At 62.3% G+C, this 18,524-nt stretch carries 15 protein-coding genes and 1 pseudogene; 8 read left to right on the forward strand and 8 right to left on the reverse strand.

Features of this window, described 5'->3' with window-relative positions; all coding sequences use genetic code 11:
- Position 1: 1 nt before the first annotated feature.
- Positions 2–1,396: an HlyD family type I secretion periplasmic adaptor subunit gene (locus QHC67_RS07295; protein WP_319292746.1), complete on the reverse strand. Its 1,395-nt coding sequence runs from the start codon at positions 1,394–1,396 to the stop codon at positions 2–4.
- Positions 1,393–3,633 carry a type I secretion system permease/ATPase gene (locus QHC67_RS07300; RefSeq protein WP_319292748.1) on the reverse strand — a complete coding sequence of 747 codons (2,241 nt, stop codon included), beginning with the start codon at positions 3,631–3,633 and terminating at the stop codon, positions 1,393–1,395. Before QHC67_RS07300 ends, QHC67_RS07295 begins: the two co-directional genes overlap by 4 nt.
- Before the next feature lie 240 nt (positions 3,634–3,873).
- On the opposite strand from QHC67_RS07300, the gene QHC67_RS07305 reads away from it, so the two are divergent.
- The gene (locus tag QHC67_RS07305; protein WP_319292750.1) at positions 3,874–4,167 is read left to right on the forward strand and encodes a hypothetical protein; all 294 of its coding nucleotides are present in this window, start codon (positions 3,874–3,876) and stop codon (positions 4,165–4,167) included.
- Between the two features lie 40 nt (positions 4,168–4,207).
- Here the strand turns inward: QHC67_RS07305 and QHC67_RS07310 are convergent, their stop codons facing one another.
- From QHC67_RS07310 to QHC67_RS07330, 5 genes are read right to left on the reverse strand one after another with little or no spacing between them, the layout of a single operon-like run.
- A complete protein-coding gene (locus QHC67_RS07310) occupies positions 4,208–4,945 on the reverse strand; it encodes a PP2C family protein-serine/threonine phosphatase (RefSeq protein ID WP_319292752.1) in 738 nt (245 codons plus the stop codon).
- A 2-nt stretch (positions 4,946–4,947) separates the two neighbouring features.
- The gene (tagH, locus tag QHC67_RS07315; protein ID WP_319292754.1) at positions 4,948–5,958 is read right to left on the reverse strand and encodes a type VI secretion system-associated FHA domain protein TagH; all 1,011 of its coding nucleotides are present in this window, start codon (positions 5,956–5,958) and stop codon (positions 4,948–4,950) included.
- A 9-nt stretch (positions 5,959–5,967) separates the two neighbouring features.
- Positions 5,968–7,671, reverse strand: a complete 1,704-nt coding sequence (locus QHC67_RS07320) for a protein kinase domain-containing protein (RefSeq protein WP_319292756.1) — start codon at positions 7,669–7,671, stop codon at positions 5,968–5,970.
- Complete coding sequence (locus QHC67_RS07325; protein ID WP_319292758.1) at positions 7,668–8,417, reverse strand: LysM peptidoglycan-binding domain-containing protein; 750 nt, start codon at positions 8,415–8,417, stop codon at positions 7,668–7,670. The genes QHC67_RS07320 and QHC67_RS07325 overlap by 4 nt, the downstream gene beginning before the upstream one ends.
- Positions 8,414–10,096 (reverse strand): putative bifunctional diguanylate cyclase/phosphodiesterase, encoded by a 1,683-nt coding sequence (locus tag QHC67_RS07330; protein ID WP_319292760.1) that lies wholly within the window; start codon positions 10,094–10,096, stop codon positions 8,414–8,416. Before QHC67_RS07330 ends, QHC67_RS07325 begins: the two co-directional genes overlap by 4 nt.
- Positions 10,097–10,307: 211 nt before the next feature.
- On the opposite strand from QHC67_RS07330, the gene QHC67_RS07335 reads away from it, so the two are divergent.
- Entirely contained in the window at positions 10,308–10,514 is a 207-nt protein-coding gene (locus QHC67_RS07335) for a DUF2945 domain-containing protein (RefSeq protein ID WP_319292762.1), read from the forward strand.
- 160 nt (positions 10,515–10,674) lie between these two features.
- On the opposite strand, the gene QHC67_RS07340 is transcribed toward QHC67_RS07335, so the two are convergent.
- Complete coding sequence (locus tag QHC67_RS07340) at positions 10,675–13,059, reverse strand: TonB-dependent receptor plug domain-containing protein (protein ID WP_319292764.1); 2,385 nt, start codon at positions 13,057–13,059, stop codon at positions 10,675–10,677.
- A 195-nt stretch (positions 13,060–13,254) separates the two neighbouring features.
- On the opposite strand from QHC67_RS07340, the gene QHC67_RS07345 reads away from it, so the two are divergent.
- The 6 genes and pseudogenes from QHC67_RS07345 to QHC67_RS07365 all read left to right on the forward strand — a co-directional run bounded on the left by QHC67_RS07345 (position 13,255) and on the right by QHC67_RS07365 (position 18,426).
- Positions 13,255–14,337, forward strand: a complete 1,083-nt coding sequence (locus QHC67_RS07345; RefSeq protein WP_319292766.1) for a phytase — start codon at positions 13,255–13,257, stop codon at positions 14,335–14,337.
- Between the two features lie 333 nt (positions 14,338–14,670).
- The gene (locus tag QHC67_RS07350; protein ID WP_319292768.1) at positions 14,671–15,327 is read left to right on the forward strand and encodes an isochorismatase family protein; all 657 of its coding nucleotides are present in this window, start codon (positions 14,671–14,673) and stop codon (positions 15,325–15,327) included.
- Positions 15,328–15,513: 186 nt separating this feature from the next.
- Positions 15,514–15,753, forward strand: a pseudogene (locus tag QHC67_RS19180) (alpha/beta fold hydrolase); the annotation flags it as partial.
- 25 nt (positions 15,754–15,778) lie between these two features.
- A complete protein-coding gene (locus QHC67_RS19185; protein ID WP_413818503.1) occupies positions 15,779–16,228 on the forward strand; it encodes an alpha/beta fold hydrolase in 450 nt (149 codons plus the stop codon).
- A 24-nt stretch (positions 16,229–16,252) separates the two neighbouring features.
- The gene (locus tag QHC67_RS07360; protein WP_319292770.1) at positions 16,253–16,501 is read left to right on the forward strand and encodes a XapX domain-containing protein; all 249 of its coding nucleotides are present in this window, start codon (positions 16,253–16,255) and stop codon (positions 16,499–16,501) included.
- Entirely contained in the window at positions 16,498–18,426 is a 1,929-nt protein-coding gene (locus QHC67_RS07365; RefSeq protein WP_319292772.1) for an amidohydrolase, read from the forward strand. Before QHC67_RS07360 ends, QHC67_RS07365 begins: the two co-directional genes overlap by 4 nt.
- Positions 18,427–18,524: the final 98 nt, after the last annotated feature.

An 18,524-nucleotide genomic window follows, 5' to 3' on the forward strand; every position in this document is an offset into this window, starting at 1 on the left:
CTCAGCGTTCCCGGCCTGCTTCAAGGCCCGCCGCCTGGATGGGGCTCAGCAGATAGCTGCCGATGCTGCGTTGTCCGGTGCGGACATCGGCGATCACTTCCATGCCCGGAGTGAGGACCATGGCGCGCCCGTCCTGCCCGACCCAATGCCGGTCGAGCGCAATGCGGGCCGTGTAGACCAGGCCCATCTTCTCGTCCTGCACCGCGTCGGAACTGAGGCTTTGAACGCGGCCGGGCACTGCCCCGTAGCGGGTGAACGGAAAGGCTTCGAGCTTGACGGCTACGGCCTGCCCGACACGGACGAAGCCGACGTCGCGGTTCAATATCCTGACTTCCGCCACCAATTCGCCGCCAGCGGGCACGATCAGCATCAGCGGCTTGGCGACTTCCACGACGCCGCCCAGCGTGTGGACGGAGAGTTGCGCGACGGTTCCATCGACGGGACTGACAAGCCGTTGCAGGCTGGATTTGCGGCTCGCCTTCACCATTTCCTCACGGCGCAGCCGCGCCTCCGCCTCCGCCTTCGTCAAGTCATCGAGGATCTTCGCGCGCGCCAGACCATCCGCCTGCACCAGCGTGCCGCCCGCCGATGCGATCTGCGCCCGCGCCTTGTCCGCGGTTTCCAGCGCGATCTGCCGATCCTTGATCAGCGCGAGCCGCTGCCGCTGCATCTCTATGACGCGCAGTTTCGACACGAAGCCCTTGGCCAGCATCGCCTCGTTGGCGGCGATCTGCTGGTCGACGAGCGGCAGGGTCTCGGTGAGCTTTGCGGCCTGCAGCCTTGCCTCGCCCAGCGCAGCCATCGCCGCCTGCCGATCCGCGCCGTGCACCGATGCGCCGCCCCGAATGGCCTCCAGTTCCGCCCGAGCCAGCGCGGTTTGCATCGCCACGACCTGCGCCGATGTCCCCGGCGGCGACACGAAGACCAGTCCGCGCCCATCGAGGGAGGACAGCATCGCCCGTCCGCGCGCGGCATTGAGTTCGGCGGTTTCCAGCGCCTTTTGCGCCTGCACCGCCTCCGCGGACGATACCGTGGGATCGAGTTCCAGCAGCGCCTGCCCCGCACGCACTTTCTGGCTGTCGCGCACCAATATGGAGCGCACGGTGCCGCTGTCCGCCGCCTGTATCACCTTCACATTGTCCGCAGGGATCAGGCGACCCGGCGCTGAAGCGACCACATCGACCTGGCCGAAGATCAGCCAGATCATCGTCAGCACCAGCGCGATCATCAGCACTCTTGCCGTCATGCGCGCTGTCGGCGAAACCGGGCGTTCCACAATCTCCATCGCGGCAGGCAGGAAGTCCACTTCCTCCACCCGCGTCAGCCCCGCCGCGCGCGCTTTCTCTTTGTGGAGCGCCTCCTTGGCCGATGCCCAATGGTCCGCCAGCGCGATCATGACGCGACGGCCTCCAGCCCTGTTTGCAGGCGATAGAGGCTTGCATAGCGCCCGCCTCTGTTGAGCAGTTCGCGATGGTTGCCCCGTTCCACGATCCGCCCCTGCTCCATCGTCAGGATGCAATCGCAATCGCGGATGGCCGACAACCGATGGGCGATGATGACGACGGTGCGGCCCGCTGACATGCCCTTCAGATTGGCCTGGATGATGCCTTCGCTTTCCGCGTCCAGCGCCGATGTCGCTTCATCGAAGATCAGGATGCGGGGCCGCGTGACGAGCGCGCGGGCGATCGCGATACGCTGGCGCTGGCCCCCGGACAGGTTCACGCCGCGCTCCTCGATCATCGTGTCATAGCCGTGCGGCAGCGACACGATGAAGTCGTGCGCGCCCGCCAGCTTCGCCGCCGCAATCACTTGTTGCAGCGGCGTCGCAGGGTTGGCGAGCGCGATATTCTCCCGCAGGCTGCGGTTGAACAGCAGGTTCTCCTGCAGCACGACGCCGATTTGACGCCGCAGCCACGCAGGATCGACCTGGCCTATGTCCACGTCATCGATCAGTATTCGGCCCGCGTCAGGCACGTAGAGGCGCTGCAGCAGCTTGGCGAGCGTCGACTTGCCCGATCCCGAGGACCCTGCAATGCCCAGCGTGCCGCCGGGTGGGAGCGCAAAGCTGATATCGTCCAGCGTCCAAGGCCCCTCCCTGCCATAGCGAAAACGCACGGCCTCGAAGCGGACTTCGCCTTTCATCGGCGGGGGCGTTATCCCGGAACGGGAAATCTGTTCGGCAGGCGCATTCAGCACGTCGCCCAGCCGGTCGATCGACAGGCGCACCTGCTGGAACTCCTGCCATAGTTGCGCCATCCGGATGATCGGCCCGGATACACGTTGCGCGAACATGTTGAAGGCCACGAGCCCGCCGACCGTAAGCGCGCCCGCGATGACTTCACGCGCGCCGAAGAACAGGATCGCCGCCAGGCTCAGCTTCGACACAAGCTGCACCATCTGGCTACTGCCGTTGCCCAGGTTGATGACGCGCTGATTGGCGGCGCTATAGGCCGCAAGCTGCATCTCCCAGCGGTTCTGCCACTGCGGCTCGACGGCGGCGGCCTTTATCGTCTGCATGCCCGACACGCTCTCGACCAGCAGTGCGTTGTTGGCGGAGCTGCGCTCGAACTTTTCGGTGAGCCTGTGCCGCAGCGGCCCCGTCACCATCAGCGATACCAGCACATAGGCCGGGAGCGTCAGCAGCACGACCAGCGCGAGCACCGGCGAATATATCCACATCGCAATCAGGAAGATGATCGTGAATGCCGGGTCGATCAGTACCGACAGCGACGCGTTGGTAAGGAACTCCCGGATCGATTCCAGTTGCCGGACGCGCGTCACCGTGTCGCCGACGCGCCGTTCCTCGAAATAGGCGAGCGGCAGGCGCAGCAAGTGCCGGAACAGACGAACGCCCAGCTCGACATCGATCTTCTGGCTGGTTTCGGAATAGAGCCGCGTGCGAAGCCAGCCAAAGGTGACTTCCCAGCAGGAGACGATCACGAAGCCCAGCACCAGCACCTGCAATGTCGCAAGGGTGTTGTGGACCAGTACCTTGTCGATAACGTTCTGGAAGAACAGCGGCGCGGCGAGGCCCAGCAGGTTCAGGCATAAGGTAATCAGAAGCACTTCGCCGATCAGCCTGCGATAACGGACGATCTGCGGAATGAACCAGCGGAAATCGAAGCGCGCGGCGATTCCGGGAATCCCGGCCCGTGTTGCGACCAGCACCAGTTCCCCGGACCATATTTCGTCCAGCGTTTCCAGCGTGCGCGTCTCGACGGCATGTCCGGGCCGGTGGATCACCACCCCCTGCTCGGTCGCGCGGCCGATGATGAACCATTCCTGCGTACCGTGCGCCAGTGCCGGAAGCGCCAGCCGGCGCAAACGATCGAAGTCGGCAGTGACGCTACGGGCGCGAACGCCCTCTATCCGTTGCGCAAGGCGCAGAATGTCGCGCTTGTCGAGAGGTTCGGCATGGCCGAGACTATGCCGCATCTGCTGAGGATCGGCGGCAATCCTATGCATGCCGAGCAGCGTCGCCAGCGCGATCGGCCCCGTTTCCGACGGCGGAACGGCGCTTCCTCCGGCCCGCTCCCCGATAGCGGACGCGGGGGCGTTCGCATCGGAAGAGTTCCCGGGCGACACTTTTGAATTATCCTGCCCCGTCGCCTCCGGAACCGTCACCGCGACCATGGTTCCTCCCCGAAACACATCCTAGCGTTTCAGGATAAGCTTCATCGCGGCCTTGCCCACGTACCATTGCGAATTGCAGAAGGGCCTTACGTATTACCCCCAAAGATGCAGGCTCCGCACCAGAGCATTCCTAGACGTGTGGAAGGCATGCGTTGTGAAATCGGCCGTCTTCCGCAATGATGTCATTGAGGGAGGTCAACGGCCTCTCCGAACGTCAGCGTCGAGCAAGGAGTGTTCCTTATGGCAATCGCAAAGACTTTCTCCGGCCACGGATCAGGCTGGGGCCGGGCCGCATTGTGGTTGGCGATCGGTGGACTTCTGCTTCTTCCGCTCGTTGCGATGCAATTCACGGATGAGGTCAATTGGGACGGCAGTGATTTCGCAGCCGCAGCCGCTCAGCTCTTTGGCCTGGGCGTGGCGCTGGAGTTCGTGTCACGAATTAGAACTCGCAGGCTGTATCGATATGCGCTGTGCTTGGCAGTGGTCGGCTTGACGGTCCTGATCTGGGCTCATGCAGCGGTGGGAATATTCTAGTCGTTCACGAGGCAGGATAGACCGAACCGCGGCTTGTGCGCTACACGCCACTCGCCAGAATGAGCGACACATTGTCCGTGCCGCCAGCGTCCAGAGCCTTCGCAAGCAACTGGTTCGCTGTAGCGCACAAGTCTGCGGCGAACGTCGAGCTTATAGCATCATCGTCCAGCAACCCCGACAGCCCGTCCGAGCACAAGAGGAAGATGTCTCCGGCCACCATGTCGCATTCCGCGTAATCGACCGCGAGTTCCGCGCTTGCGCCGACGGCACGCGTGATCACATGGGCGCGGGGATGAACGCGGGCCTGTAGCTCGGTCAGAACGCCCGCGTCGGCGAGTTCCTGCACGAAGCTGTGGTCCCGGCTCAGTCGCACGAGGTGTCCGTTGCGGAGCCGGTAGACACGGCTGTCACCCGCCCAGAATATCAGGCATTGCGATCCCGTTACGTGCAGCCCGGCCACGGTAGAGCCACAGGTCTGCCTGGCCTTGCTTCCCATTGCCATGATTGAGCGATTTGCCATTTCCAGCGCCCGGTCGATGGCGGACCGCTCGATCCGTTCAGGTCCCTCCGCCAGGTCGGCAAGTGCCCGGATGACGATGGTAGCCGCCTGATCGCCAAGGCTGTGGCCGCCCATGCCGTCCGCCACGGCCCAAAGACCATGTTCGGGGCAATTGAGCAGGCGATCCTCGTTGACGGTGCGCACATGGCCGATATGGCTGCGCGCCACCGACTGGAAGTGCGATGGCGCAACGGGCGTCGCGACGCGCCTTGCGAACATGTTCAGGCGCACTCGGCTTCCAGTTCCAGAGCGGCGGCATCGTAAGCGCCGACGAACACTTGGTTGAGGGAGCCGTCCTCCCCCTCGACGATCTGGCGCACCAGATCCGCATGCCTTTCGCAGGCGGTTTCCCAGTTGGTGGCGGCACGACTTTTCAGGAAGGAGCCTCCCGCGGTGGCAGACGCTATGTCGGCGGGATCGAAGGCTTGCACGGCAGCGCGCAAGGACGCACGCAGGCCGCCAAAGGTTGCGATCAGATGCTTCTTGATGTCGCGAAACGACGCGGCGATGGCTGACGGGCCGCTCAGGAACCCATGATCTTCGGCCAACAGAAGATCGATGGCGAGCCTTTGCGTCGGCGCCCATTTGAACGGGTTGTTGTTCGTGCCGCCGATGGTCGTTCTGGCAAGCTGATACTGCCCACGCACACGCTCGCGCTCCGCCATCAGGTCGCCCAGCCCAAGCACCATCTGGCGATAGACGGCGCCAGCACGGCGCATCACCTGCTCCGGGTTTTCGGCGGAGAAAGCGGAGGCGTCGATAGCTGCACCTTCGCAAAAGGCTTCGAACAACGATCCATTCTCGGCGCTGCCGATGGGTGCCGAACCGTCGGCCCACTCAGTCGGAACGGCGATGGATGAGCCAAGCGGCGGCGACAGGATCAGGGTCTGCCCTTCATCTACCGTAGCCCTGCCCTGCACCGCATGGTCCGCCACCAGCACATAGCGGCCAAACCTTATCCTGTTCGGCACCGTGATGCATATCTCGCTGTCCAGCGGGAGGCGCGCGCCGGATTTGCCATCGAAAACGCCGTTCGCGCCCATGCAGCGCAGGAAGAGATCGCCCTCACGCGCGTGGTACTCACAGTGCCAGCGCGAAATTTCGCAGGACGGATCGTTCATGACCCAATCGGCCTGCGGGTCCCGCCCGATACGCAGTGCTCCGTCCTGCAGCATACGCGCATCGACGGCCTGCTGCATGTCGTCCTGCTCGAACAGCTTGAAGATATACATTGGCGGTTCCTAAGCCACTTCGCGGTTTTCGGCCGCAGCCCCTATCCGTGTCCGCAACATCGCCTGTGCCTCGGCAACGGGACCGCCGGGTCCCGTACGTGCATCAAGCTCGCCAGCCATGGTGTTGAACGTGTCGAACAGGCGGCCCATTTCGTCATTGCGCCGGTGCGACAGTCGAAAGTGCAGATTGCCCTGCGCGACATCTTCCATCGCGTTGCGGAGCCGCCGGATTGGCATCGAAAGCTGACGCGCGCTGAGGAAGCCGATCCCGGCGACGACGGCGATGACAAAGCAGGATAGCGCGATCAGCAATATCCGTGTGCGCGCCATGGCGGCGTCGAGATCGCTGCGGTCCAGCGTTATATCCACCTTGCCGAAATCAGCGCCCGCATATTGGACTGTCCGGACCAACCGAATGCCGTCGTCCCGCACGTCCGTAAAACCATCCGCACCATGAGCAGGCGCGCGATAGCTTGTGCCGACAAGCGCGCTATCGCCCGCAGCCCGCACCAGTCCGTGATCGTCAGCGACGATGAGATGGCGAACGCCCTTGTCCTTTGCCGCGGTCTCGACAAATGCCTGCAGCGGCAGCCAATCCTGCTCGGCAGCGGGCAGACCTGCATTGTCGGCGACGCGCAAGGCGACATTCCTGGCGACGAATTCGGTCATCGATGCGCCCGACTTCACGGCCATGGCAACCATCGTTTCATTCTGCCGGTCCAGCACCAGGCCCACGCTCAGGAGCAATGCCACGGCCGCCGTCGCAGCGAGCGTCAGCGGTAACTTGATCCGCAACGCCAATCCACGGCGGCGCGACTCCACGTGCTGCGCAAGCGCCTCCTGCTCGCGCAGCAGCGCCTGCCGCAGGAGAGCGGCATCAGAGAAACGGTCTTCGGGCTTCTTGGCCAGCAGCTTGCCGATGATGAACTTGAGCCCCCGTGGGCAGGAGGATACTTCCTGTTCGATGGGCGCTGGCTGCTGTTGCGTGATCTGGATAGCCAGAGTGGCGAGCCCCGCACCCCGGAAGGCCGGTTTGCCAGCCACCATTTCGTAGAACACCGCACCTAAAGAGAAGAGGTCGCTCCGGGCATCGAGCGGTATGCCCATCGCCTGCTCGGGGCTCATGTAGCGGGGCGTGCCCATGACCTGGCCCGCCTGCGTCCGCTGCGCGTCCTGCGCGCCCCGTGCATCGTCGCGTGCGTCGACCCGCGCTATGCCGAAGTCGAGCAGCTTGGCGGTCCGGCCATCGTCGCAGATCAGGATGTTGGACGGCTTTATGTCCCGGTGAACGACGCCGCATTGATGCGCGTAGGCCAAGGCTCCCGCGATCTGCACGCCTAGCGCAAGAACCCGCTCGATGGTCATCGCACCTTCGTTGGTGAGCAGTTCGTCCAGTGGACAGCCGCGAAGATGCTCCATCGCGATATAGGGTACGCCATCGGCTTCACCGACATCGTAGATGGTGACGATGTTGCTGTGGGACAGCATCCCGGCCGCCCGCGATTCGGCGAGGAAGCGGTGAACCACCTCACTGTCATTGCGAAATTCCGGCTTCAGTACCTTGATAGCCAGTGGCCGGTGGATGCTCGGGTCATGCGCGCGATAGACATAGGCCATCGCGCCCTCGCCGATAGCGGCTTCCACCCGATATCGACCGATCCAGCTCAACTGTTCCGCCCGCGGCTGCAAGAGGGGTGAGGATGCGTTCGTCATTGCTTGCCTTTCACGGTCCTGCGAATGCGCAAGGCCCGCTGGAGGTCACGCTTGATCAAGGGATTGGCGGGATCGAGCGCCGAAGCCTGACCCAGCAACACGACGGCGCGGGAGACCTGGCCCTGGTTGAGCGCCGTAAGGCCGGATGCTCGCATCTGCGCTGCGCGCGCAGGATTAAGCTCTGGGGTTTTTGCGCGCGGCGCAGTTGTGCCGACCGCTGGTTTGGAAGGAGCCGCGCGCGGGCTATCCGCGCGCGCTGGTCTTGGGGCAACTACCGAGGGAGGCGGTGCGTCGCCCGGTATGCGGATGACCTGGCCCGCCTTGAGAGAGGCAGGAACCTTGATGTCGTTATAGCGGGCAAGCGCATAGAACTTCAGGCGGCTGCCGAGGAAGCGCTGGGACAGCGCCGGGAGGCGATCGCCGGGTTGCACGCGGTATTGGAAGTCTTTGGCGCCGAGAAACATGACTGGATCGGCCGTCAGGCTCTCCAGCAGCAGCGCTGCGTCGGCATCGGCAGGGTTGCGCTTGACCATCTGCTGCAACGCCCTTTGCGCGGATTTCTCGTCACCTTTGTCCAGCACGTCGAGAACATCGTCCATCTGCTGCGCATTGTTGATCTGCTGAATGGTCGCGGGTGCAGACGGGCGATCGCTCACTTTGGTGGCGCAGGCCGACAGCCCCATCGCAGCGATCGCGGCAACCAGCGCCGCACGGAGATGTCTGTCGAAGTTCGGCGAGATTATCATAGTGCACTCGTTCTAAGCCGCTCTTGCAGCGCCGTGGGGGAAAGGTCGGTCAGCATCCGGATAGCGTCCTTGTCCTGAGCGAACCGCTCGAACGCAGATGCCTCCAGCGGTGGTGAAAAGTAGAAGCCCTGGAACAGCGTACATCCGTGTCGATGAAGCCAGGCATATTCCTCCGGCCGCTCCACCCCTTCCGCAAGGAGAGCGATGCCGAGACCTCTCGCCAATGCGATGATGCTCTGGCAGATCGCCTGACTGTCACGCTGGCGGTCGACCATCGAGACGAATTCCCGGTCGATCTTCAACTTGTCGAAACGCAGCTTCTTCAGATAGCTGAGGCTCGAATATCCAGCGCCGAAATCATCGATCGACACGGAGACGCCCAACGCGCGGAGCTTGTCGAACAGAGACTTCGCATTGACGGAATCCACTGCCGCTACGGTCTCTGTAAGCTCCAGTTCGAGGAGGGACGGGGACAGGTGGTGGCGCTGCAAGGTGCGTTCCACCATCTGGTCGATGTCGCTGCGCTCCAGTTGATGGCCCGACAAATTGATGGCGATCTTGAGGGGAGTATGGCCATCGCGGCTCCAGGCCTTGGCCTGTCGGCAACCCGCATTGAGCGTCCACATGCCGATTTCCTGGGCGAGCCCGGCCGTTTCCATGATTGGGATGAAAGTCGTGGGCGACACCAGCCCTCGTTCAGGATGGTGCCAGCGCAGCAACGCCTCCGCGCCGCAGATCTCCTGCGTGCCGGCGTCGATGAAAGGCTGATACCACAACTCGAGTTCATTGCGGCTGGCTGCATGGCGCAGATCCTGTTCGAGCGAAAAGCTTTCCCGGGCGTAGTCGGCCGCGCTGCCCTCATCCTGCTCGGTCGCTCCACCCTCAACTGCGGAGAGTGCCGCGATGGCACGCCCAAGGAGCGTTGCGCCGTTGAAGGCCTCGGGTGAGTGCTGCACACACGCCGATCGTATTTGCGGCAGCATGTCCACGCCGGGCATGACGATGCGATTGCGCAGAGCATAGGAGACTGCGTTCAGTTCCGCGCGGGCCGCCTCCGCCGACGTGCCGCCATACCATATGGCCAAGCGTGCGCGATCGACATGCGCAACGAACCGATCCGGGCCGGTCATCCGCACCAACCGGCTCGCCAACTCGACAAGAACCTTGTCCGCAACCGTAATATCGAACGCACATAGCCTGTCGAAATCGCCGAGTTCGACGATGCCAAGCAGGCCCGTTTCGGTTTCCTGTTCAAGCAGCGCTATAAGCGGTTCACGCGTGGGCAGGCCTGTCAGGCCATGGCATTGCGCAAACCGGTGCTCCATGGCTTGAACGCGCGACATCAATGCGTCTGCATGCCGCGTGAGGCGATCTGCGACTGGCTCGTCCTTCCTTGACGGGGGATTGGCTCCCCCCGTTCGCTCCAGGCGATCGGCGAGGGCTTCCATGAACCGGCGCTGGCGGAGACCGATAATAAGTAAACCAGCCAGCACCATCAGGAAGATGGCTGACACCACCGGCATAGGCACCGGCTCGCTCGTCAACCAGAGGCTGGCAACGCTGACGGACAGGATCGTCGTCAACAGGAGACACATGCGGCCAAAGCGGTTCGTGCGCACAAACCGCTGCGTCCTCTCCTTGTGCCGATGAACGGCCTCTGCAAGGTCCACCTTCTTCATTGCAGAGGTGGATTAGGGGAAAGAGGAAAAAAATCTGTTAAGCAGGGCGCTGAGGCGTTGAAAGATAGAGATAATCTTAATCTGGATCAAAGCACCGGCTATCATTCGCTGTCTCACCCCACGCGAAATGATGAACCCGTCCTGCTCAGCCCCCTCGAACCCTTCGGAACCGTCGCAAGAGTCGAGGGTTGGCCGTCCAAGGAGACAGATGATGGCAGATGATCTTCGCAAGGGCGACAAGGTGTCCTGGAAAAGCCATGACGGCACCGCTCACGGCAAAGTCGTGAAGAAGCAGACCACCCCGACCGAGATCAAGGGGCACAAGGTCGTCGCGAGCAAGGATGATCCGCAATTCATCGTCGAGACGGACGAAGGCAAGAAGGCCGCGCACAAGCCCACCGCTCTCAAGAAGGCGTGAGGGAGATGGGAGATTGCACCTACAGATCCACGCTCAAGATGGCGGCCGACGCGAAGCGCGTAAGCCAGGCGTGACCGCCAAGCTGAACACGTAGCGCCCTTTCCGCGCTACGCATCCCCAAACCCAGTGCCGATAATGACAGGTGAAAGGCTGCCCAACCTCAGAAGGCGTAGCGGGCAATGACCTGAAAGACCGGCCCGGCACGCTCGCTCTCCAGTTCATATTCATCGAACTTTCGGTCGGCCTGGTCCGCAAGATTGTCGAACTTGTTGAACGCCTCCTTCTTCTTGCCATCCAGCAGGTTCGATCCGACCGCACGGATCGTGAAGCTCTTGCCGAAGCGCTTTTCCACGAAGATTTCGAGGTCCGCGCCATACGTAGTGGTTACCTCCTCCGCGATCACGCGGCCGAAAGCGCTACCCTGCTTGCGGTAGGTGGCGCCGAAGGCTGCGCCGTAGCTGGGGATGTCCTGAATGAAGCCGAAATTGTAGACGTACTTGGATTGGTCATTGAAGCGGCGTTCTCCGGCGAAATCGGTCACTTCGCTGTCGAGATAGGAGAAATTGCCGAACACGCCAGTGTTGGGCAGGCCAATAAAGCCCAGATCGGTGGATAGGTCGAACTCGATGCCGTAGACTTTGCCATCGCCGACATTGCGCGGCTGGAACACGAAGGTGCCCTCGCCTTCCGATCCTTCTTCGCCGGTGTTGGTAAGCTCGATCAGATCCTTGACGTCGCGGTAGAAGATATTGACGCCGACGATGCCGCCACGTCCGATCCGGCGCTCATAGCCCAGGTCGAAGCCCCATGCGGTTTCCGGATCGAGCTGCGGATTGCCGAGCAGATCACTATCGCCCACTTCCTCTTCCAGCAGCGCGGGCGAGAGGAAGTTGAAATCGGGGCGGCGATTGGTGCGCGCTACCGACCCGATGATGCGGTCGACGCCTGTGAGATCGAGCTTGAAGGACGCCGAGGGCAGCAGCTTGTTGTAGCTGTTCTTCTGCATCGGTATCGCCGCGGCTTCGGTGAAGTCCGTGATCTTGAGATCGGTCGTCTCATATCGCAGCCCGGCTTCCCAGGAAAAGCCGCCGCTCTTGCCCTCGACCAATGCAAAGACGTCGCGTCGATCTTCCTTGATCGTGTTCACGCCGCCGTCAGTGGGCTCCAGATCGGCCCGCGAGAGTCCGCCGGAAAGCGTAGTAGGGTTGTTGCTGAACTGATTCCATGTGGACGCAAGGCCCGGAAATTCGTCTTCCTCGTCCGTGTCGAGAATAGCGGTACGGCGCTTCTTGTTCTGGAGATAGCCTCCGATCACGAAGTTGATCTGGTCGGACAGCTTGAACTCATGTTCCAGCTTAACGGAAAATTCCTTGTCGACGATATTGGTGCTTGTCAGCGTGCCTTCGAACCCGACCGGGTCTCCGGCGTCCACGTCGAGATCCGCCTCATATTCGGTCTCCTTCCGTTGTTCGTCGAACTTGGCATAGCCAACCCGTATGGACGTCTTCCCCAACGACCATTCCTGCGAGAGCTTGCCGTCGATGCCGTAATTTTCCTGGTCGATATCCGCGACATTGGCGTTGTCGGACAACAGGTTGCCCGTGGGCAGCGGGCCAGTGATTGCAGTCGGATCGTCATATTCGAACGACCGCTCGGTTTCGGTGCGATCGGTGCGGACGTAGAAGCCGTTCAGCTTGAAATCAGTCGTGTCGCCGTCGATCTCATAGGTGCCGTTGAAGGAATAATCCTTGCCATCGCGCGTGTCGGTCTGATCCTCGCGATTGTTGAATTCCTGCGTCCCATAGTCCGGGTTGTTCTCGGGAGAATCGTCGTAGCGCAGGCTCGTCTTCTTCTTCGGATTGTGCCGTCCCTGAAGGTTCGCGCCAAGCAGCAGACGGCCCGGACCGACCTGCCCGCCGAACACCGCGCCCAGGCTGGGTTCAAGTTCATTGTCATCATAATGCAGCGCACCCGCCCGGACGTACCCGCCATCGAGCTGATAGCCATCCCGCAACACTATGTTGAGCGATCCCGCGACGGCATCGCCAGTGCGCCGTGCAGAAGACGATCGGATGATTTCAACGCGCGAGATCAGTTCGGCAGGGATGCGATCAAGGAAGAACGAGCGATCGGTCGCGGAGCCGGGCACGCGATCCCCACTGATAAGGATCTGCGTGTAGCCCGGCGGCAGGCCACGCAGCCGCGCCCCGTCGCTTTCGATGACGTCGGACAGGAAGGTGACGGAGGGAACGCGCTTCAATGCGTCGCCTGCGGTCAAGGGTTCGAACCGCTGAAAATATTCGGTGTCATATTGCAGGATCGGTTCGGCGTTCTCGCTGCGATTGCGGAAGCCGATGCCCGCCTGCACCACGATGTCATTCGACGTGATGATCGGCCCGTCCCGTTGCTCGGCATCCTCCGGCGATGGCGCAGCCTGCGCCTGCGCGTCGGCAGCCATCATGGCGAATGGCGCAATCCCGCAGGCGAGAACGGCACGGGATATGCGAAATGCTACGCCGCTACGGCGCGAGATGGTTCCGGTCATGTGAGCCCCCAATGTTCAACGTCTTGAGGCGGGGCGTTAGGGGCATTGATTGACAGTAGCGGGTCGTCTGGTTGACGTTTTTGTGACGAAAGCTCCCTCGATTGTGACAACTACGCCCGAGGGCATCGCCAATTCGTCATCAACCTGAAATGATGCGCTCCCAACAGCCGCTCTTAACATTGGGGGAGACTATTCATGCAGACATTGGCATCTTCGCTTATCGTTCTGGCCCTCGCGGCATTGGCCGGCTTGTCGGCCTGTGCTCCACAGGAAGTTCCAGTGGAAACCCGCATAGCCAACGCCGCGCCAGCCGTCAGCGTACGCGCGCGCGGGGAAACGGCTCCCGTGGGCACCGCCAATGCCGATGCGGCCGACGATCCGGCGATATGGCGCAACGCCGCCGATTCTGCCGCCAGCCTGATCGTAGGCACGGACAAGAAGGCGGGCCTCTATGTCTATGGACTGGACGGCAAGGTCCGCGACTTCTTCGATGCGGGCGCAGTGAACAACGTCGATCTGCGTGACAACGTGCTCATCAACGGCGTTCCGGGCATATTGGTCGCGGCGAGCGACCGCAACGATCTGGCCCAAGCGAAGCTCGCGCTGTTCCGCCTCGACCCCGCAAGTGCGAAGCTGACGCCATTGGGCAAGATCGATGCTGGAGCCGGAGAAGCCTATGGCGTCTGCTTCTATCGCGATGCCACCGCGCTCTATGCGTTCATGGTGGCGAAGGACGGGACGATCAATCAGGTCGCCATCGATGCCTCCGGCGCCGCCCCGACCGGACGGATCGTCCGCACGCTCAAGCTTGGCACCCAGTCGGAAGGCTGCGCTGCCGATGAGCGGACCGGGCGGCTCTATGTGGCGGAGGAGGATGCCGGACTGTGGCGCTTCGATGCTGCCGCCACCGGCTCGACCACGCCAGTGAAGATCGCCGCCGCCGACAATCGCAACATCGTCGCCGATGCAGAGGGCGTTGCGGTCGCGCCGATGGGACAGCGCGACGGCTACGTCATCGTGTCGAGCCAAGGTGACAATGCCTATGCACTCTATCGCCTTTCCGATGAGAGCTATGTCGGGCGGTTCCGCATCGTCGACGGATCCGTGGGTGGCAGCGAGGAAACCGACGGCATCGACGTAGCGCTAGGCGATTTCGGACCGGATTACCCGCAGGGGCTTTTCATTGCGCAGGATGGCCACAACGCGGCAGCTGCACAGAATTTCAAGCTGGTGTCTTGGGGCGACATCATGCGCGCCGTCGTCCCGCAGGAAAAATAGGCACAAAGATTTGGGTGTGCGTAGCTTGCGTTCCAAGGCAGCCCTGTGCGCCTTTAAGTCTTTATAGTTCATAGATAAGGCAAGGCGACCAGCGCTGCTCCAAGGGGGCGAGATCGACATCCGCGGGGGTAGCGATCACCTCTTCTTATCCGCCATCGCCCTCGCGGTCACCATCATCTTCTGTCTTGGACCCAAGCCCGGACCCCGCGTCACTATTCGATTTATTCGAATGATGGACCAAATTTTATAAGACTGCGCAGCAGAGCCCTATCCCACTAAACCCCCAATCACACCGGAACGACCCGAGTGCACGAAATTCGATTGGAGACCGACATGACCATCAAAGCGACCCCGACCCCCGGCAAATCCCTGATCACGCCGGCCGATCACACCCTCGTAATGATCGACTTTCAGTCGCAGATGGCCTTCGCCACCAAGTCAATTTCGACCGAGCTTCTGCGCAACAACGCTGCTCTGGTCGCTAACGCAGCCGCTGGCTTCAACGTCTCCACCATCCTGACCACGGTTGCCGTCGACAGCTTCTCCGGGCCGATGTTTAGTGAGATCACCGACGCCTTTCCAAGCCAGCCGCTGCTCGACCGCACCTCGATGAATACTTGGGAAGACGCCGCCGTCATCGACGAGGTGAACCGCATCGGCAAGGAGCGCGTGATCTTTGCGGGCCTGTGGACCTCGGTCTGCATCGTTGGCCCCGTCGCCTCAGCTATTGACCAGGGCTTCGACGTCTATTTCATCACGGACGCTTGCGGCGACATTTCCGAAGAAGCGCATGAGCGCGCCGTCGAGCGGATGATCCAGCTGGGTGCCACGCCGATGACGTCTCTCCAGTATCTCCTCGAACTGCAGCGTGACTGGGCAAGGACGGAAACCTACGACATGACCACCGGCTTCGCGAAGAAATGGGGTGGCGCCTATGGCCTCGGCATCACCTATGCCAAGAAGATGTTCAACGCCTCCGAGGCGCATTGATCCAGCCCGGCGGCCGGGCATCCCCCCGGCCGCTCCCCCCATCGTGCCAAGGATTTTCCCATGAGCTATTTCGTCACCACCGCTGACGGCGTCGACATCTTCTACAAGGACTGGGGAGCCAAGGACGCCCAGCCGATCATGTTCCATCATGGCTGGCCGCTCTCATCGGACGATTGGGATGCGCAGATGCTGTTCTTCCTTTCGAAGGGCTATCGCGTCGTCGCCCATGACCGCCGAGGCCACGGCCGGTCGGCTCAGGTCGATTTCGGTCATGACATGGATCACTACGCCGCCGACGCCGCTGCCGTCGTCGCGCATCTCGACCTCAAGAACGCCATTCATATCGGTCACTCCACCGGCGGCGGTGAAGTGGCGCGCTATGTCGCCCAACATGGCCAGTCCCCGGGGTCGCGTCGCCAAGGCGGTGCTGGTCAGTGCGGTGCCGCCCCTGATGGCGAAGACCGATGCCAATCCCGATGGCCTGCCGATGGAGGTGTTCGACGGTATCCGCACGGCACTGGCAGCGAATCGTGCGCAGATGTTCCGCGATTTTCCTTCCGGGCCATTTTACGGCTTCAACCGGCCAGGCGCGACCGCTCTATCCGGCGTGATCGACAATTGGTGGCGGCAGGGCATGATGGGCAGCGCGCTCGCCCACTATGAGGGGATCAAAGCCTTTTCGGAAACAGACCAGACCGAGGATCTCAAGGCGATCACCGTGCCCACACTGGTCCTGCAGGGCGATGACGACCAAGTCGTGCCGTACAAGAATGCCGCCATGCTGCAGGCGCAGTTGCTGTCCAACGCGACGCTCAAAATCTACCCAGGCTATTCGCACGGCATGCTGACGGTGAACGCCGACGTGCTGAACGCCGACATCCTCGCCTTCATTCAGGGCTGATCCAGACAACGCCGGAGAACGGACATGAAAGCCTACATCCTCTCCCTTGGCGCCGGCTTGATCGTCGGCATCGTCTACAGCCTGATGGGCGTCCGTTCTCCCGCGCCGCCGGTTATCGCGCTCGTCGGGTTGGCGGGCATCCTGCTCGGAGAACAGCTGATCCCGGTGGCCAAGAGGGTTTCGACCCTGCCGGAATTGACCCGTTTCGTCCGTCAGGATTGCGTCAATCACGTACGGGGCAAACTGCCCGCTCACGGAAAGCGCAACGCATGATGACCCGCCGCCAGCTGATCGCAAGCGCCGCCGCAACAACCGCCCTGACTGCTACCACGGAAAGTTTCGCAATGACCCAGACCGATCTCATCTTCACCAACGCCAAGGTGACGACGCTGGATCGCGAGAACCCGCAGGCACAGGCGGTCGCGATCCGCAATGGCAAGTTCCTCGCCGTTGGCACTGAGCAGGAGGTGCGCGCCGCCGCCGCGCCCAACGCACGCGTCGTTGACGCTGGCGGCCGCCGCCTGATCCCGGGCCTCATCGATAGCCACATCCACGTCATCCGCGGCGGTCTGAACTATAATATGGAACTGCGCTGGGAAGGGGTTCCCACGCTTGCCGATGCCATGGCTATGCTGAAGAAGCAGGCCGAGAATACTCCCCCGCCGCAATGGGTGCGCGTAGTCGGCGGGTTCACCGAGCATCAGTTCGCCGAGAAGCGCCTGCCCACCATCGCCGAGATCAACGCAGCGGCCCCCGATACGCCGGTCTTTATCCTCCACCTTTATGACCGCGCCCTGCTCAACGCGGCGGCGCTCCGGGCGGTAGGCTATACGAAGGACACGCCCAATCCGCCGGGCGGCGAGATCGTCCGGGATGCGCAGGGCAATCCCACGGGGCTACTGCTGGCCCAGCCCAATGCGACGATCCTCTATTCGACGCTGGCAAAGGGTCCGAAGCTGCCTCAGGACTATCAGCTCAACTCCACCAGGCACTTCATGCGCGAGTTAAACTCCCTTGGCGTCACCAGCGTTATCGACGCGGGCGGCGGGTCGCAAAACTACCCCGACGACTATGAGGTCATCGACAAGCTACACAAGGATGGCGAGCTGACGCTGCGCATTGCCTACAATCTTTTCACGCAGAAGCCGAAGGAGGAACTGAAGGACTTTGCGAGCTGGTCGACCCAGATCAAGCCGGGCGACGGCGACGACACTTATCGCCACAATGGTGCCGGCGAGATGCTGGTCTATTCGGCGGCCGACTTCGAGGATTTCCGCGTCCCCCGTCCCGACATGCCGGCAGAGATGGAGGGGGATCTCGAACCCGTTATCCGTCTGCTCGCCGAGCGCCGCTGGCCCTGGCGCCTCCACGCCACCTACGACCAGACCATCTCTCGCGCGCTCGACGTGTTCGAGAAGGTGAACCGCGACATTCCGCTCAAGGGCCTCAACTGGTTCTTCGATCATGCCGAGACGATCAGCGAGCGCAATATCGACCGGGTCGCGGCATTGGGCGGCGGCATTGCCGTGCAGCACCGCATGGCGTTCCAGGGTGAATATTTCGTCGAACGCTATGGTGCGAAAGCGGCCGAGGCTACGCCGCCGATCAAGCGAATGATAGATGCCGGCGTGCCAGTGGGCGCGGGGACCGATGCTACCCGCGTTGCCAGCTACAACCCCTGGGTCTCTCTGAGCTGGCTGGTGACGTCGAAGACGGTGGGCGGTCTGACGCTATATCCGATCCGCAACCGGCTCGACCGTGAGGCAGCGTTGCGCCTGTGGACTGAAAAGAACACCTGGTTCTCGAATGAGGTTGGCAAGAAAGGGCAGATCATCGCCGGCCAGCTTGCCGATCTGGCGCTGCTCTCTGACGATTATTTCAGCGTGCCCGAAAGCGAGATCGCGCATATCCGGTCGGTGCTGACCGTACTGGGCGGCAAGATCGTGTATGGCGAGGGCAGCTTCGACCCGCTCGCGCCCGAAGCGCCCAAGGCAATGCCCGACTGGTCTCCGGTCGCCACGTTCGGCGGGCATTGGCGTCGCGACGATACGGCCATGAAGATGGCGTCGGCATGCGGCTGCGCCTCTTCCTGCAACGTGCACGGCCATGACCATGCTGCGGCGCTGGGTGCAAACGTGCCCGCTGCCGACGTTCAGAGCTTCTGGGGTGTCATGGGCTGCGGCTGCTGGGCTGTTTGAGAGAAGCAGCGCCCGATGGGGGGCTCCCATTATGTTCGACAATCTGGGACGCTGCCTCTGACTTTATGCGGATCGTTGAGGCGGTTCTGGCCGCGTAG

Origin of the sequence: Sphingobium sp., assembly GCF_033795625.1 — a bacterium.
Lineage (GTDB): Bacteria > Pseudomonadota > Alphaproteobacteria > Sphingomonadales > Sphingomonadaceae > Sphingobium.

Coding starts and splice junctions, on each gene's coding strand:
- QHC67_RS07295 (WP_319292746.1), bottom strand. CDS start 1,396: ATGATCGCGCTGGCGGACCATTGGGCATCGGCCAAGGAGGCGCTCCAC.
- QHC67_RS07300 (WP_319292748.1), bottom strand. CDS start 3,633: ATGGTCGCGGTGACGGTTCCGGAGGCGACGGGGCAGGATAATTCAAAA.
- QHC67_RS07305 (WP_319292750.1), top strand. CDS start 3,874: ATGGCAATCGCAAAGACTTTCTCCGGCCACGGATCAGGCTGGGGCCGG.
- QHC67_RS07310 (WP_319292752.1), bottom strand. CDS start 4,945: ATGTTCGCAAGGCGCGTCGCGACGCCCGTTGCGCCATCGCACTTCCAG.
- tagH (WP_319292754.1), bottom strand. CDS start 5,958: ATGTATATCTTCAAGCTGTTCGAGCAGGACGACATGCAGCAGGCCGTC.
- QHC67_RS07320 (WP_319292756.1), bottom strand. CDS start 7,671: ATGACGAACGCATCCTCACCCCTCTTGCAGCCGCGGGCGGAACAGTTG.
- QHC67_RS07325 (WP_319292758.1), bottom strand. CDS start 8,417: ATGATAATCTCGCCGAACTTCGACAGACATCTCCGTGCGGCGCTGGTT.
- QHC67_RS07330 (WP_319292760.1), bottom strand. CDS start 10,096: ATGAAGAAGGTGGACCTTGCAGAGGCCGTTCATCGGCACAAGGAGAGG.
- QHC67_RS07335 (WP_319292762.1), top strand. CDS start 10,308: ATGGCAGATGATCTTCGCAAGGGCGACAAGGTGTCCTGGAAAAGCCAT.
- QHC67_RS07340 (WP_319292764.1), bottom strand. CDS start 13,059: ATGACCGGAACCATCTCGCGCCGTAGCGGCGTAGCATTTCGCATATCC.
- QHC67_RS07345 (WP_319292766.1), top strand. CDS start 13,255: ATGCAGACATTGGCATCTTCGCTTATCGTTCTGGCCCTCGCGGCATTG.
- QHC67_RS07350 (WP_319292768.1), top strand. CDS start 14,671: ATGACCATCAAAGCGACCCCGACCCCCGGCAAATCCCTGATCACGCCG.
- QHC67_RS19185 (WP_413818503.1), top strand. CDS start 15,779: ATGGCGAAGACCGATGCCAATCCCGATGGCCTGCCGATGGAGGTGTTC.
- QHC67_RS07360 (WP_319292770.1), top strand. CDS start 16,253: ATGAAAGCCTACATCCTCTCCCTTGGCGCCGGCTTGATCGTCGGCATC.
- QHC67_RS07365 (WP_319292772.1), top strand. CDS start 16,498: ATGATGACCCGCCGCCAGCTGATCGCAAGCGCCGCCGCAACAACCGCC.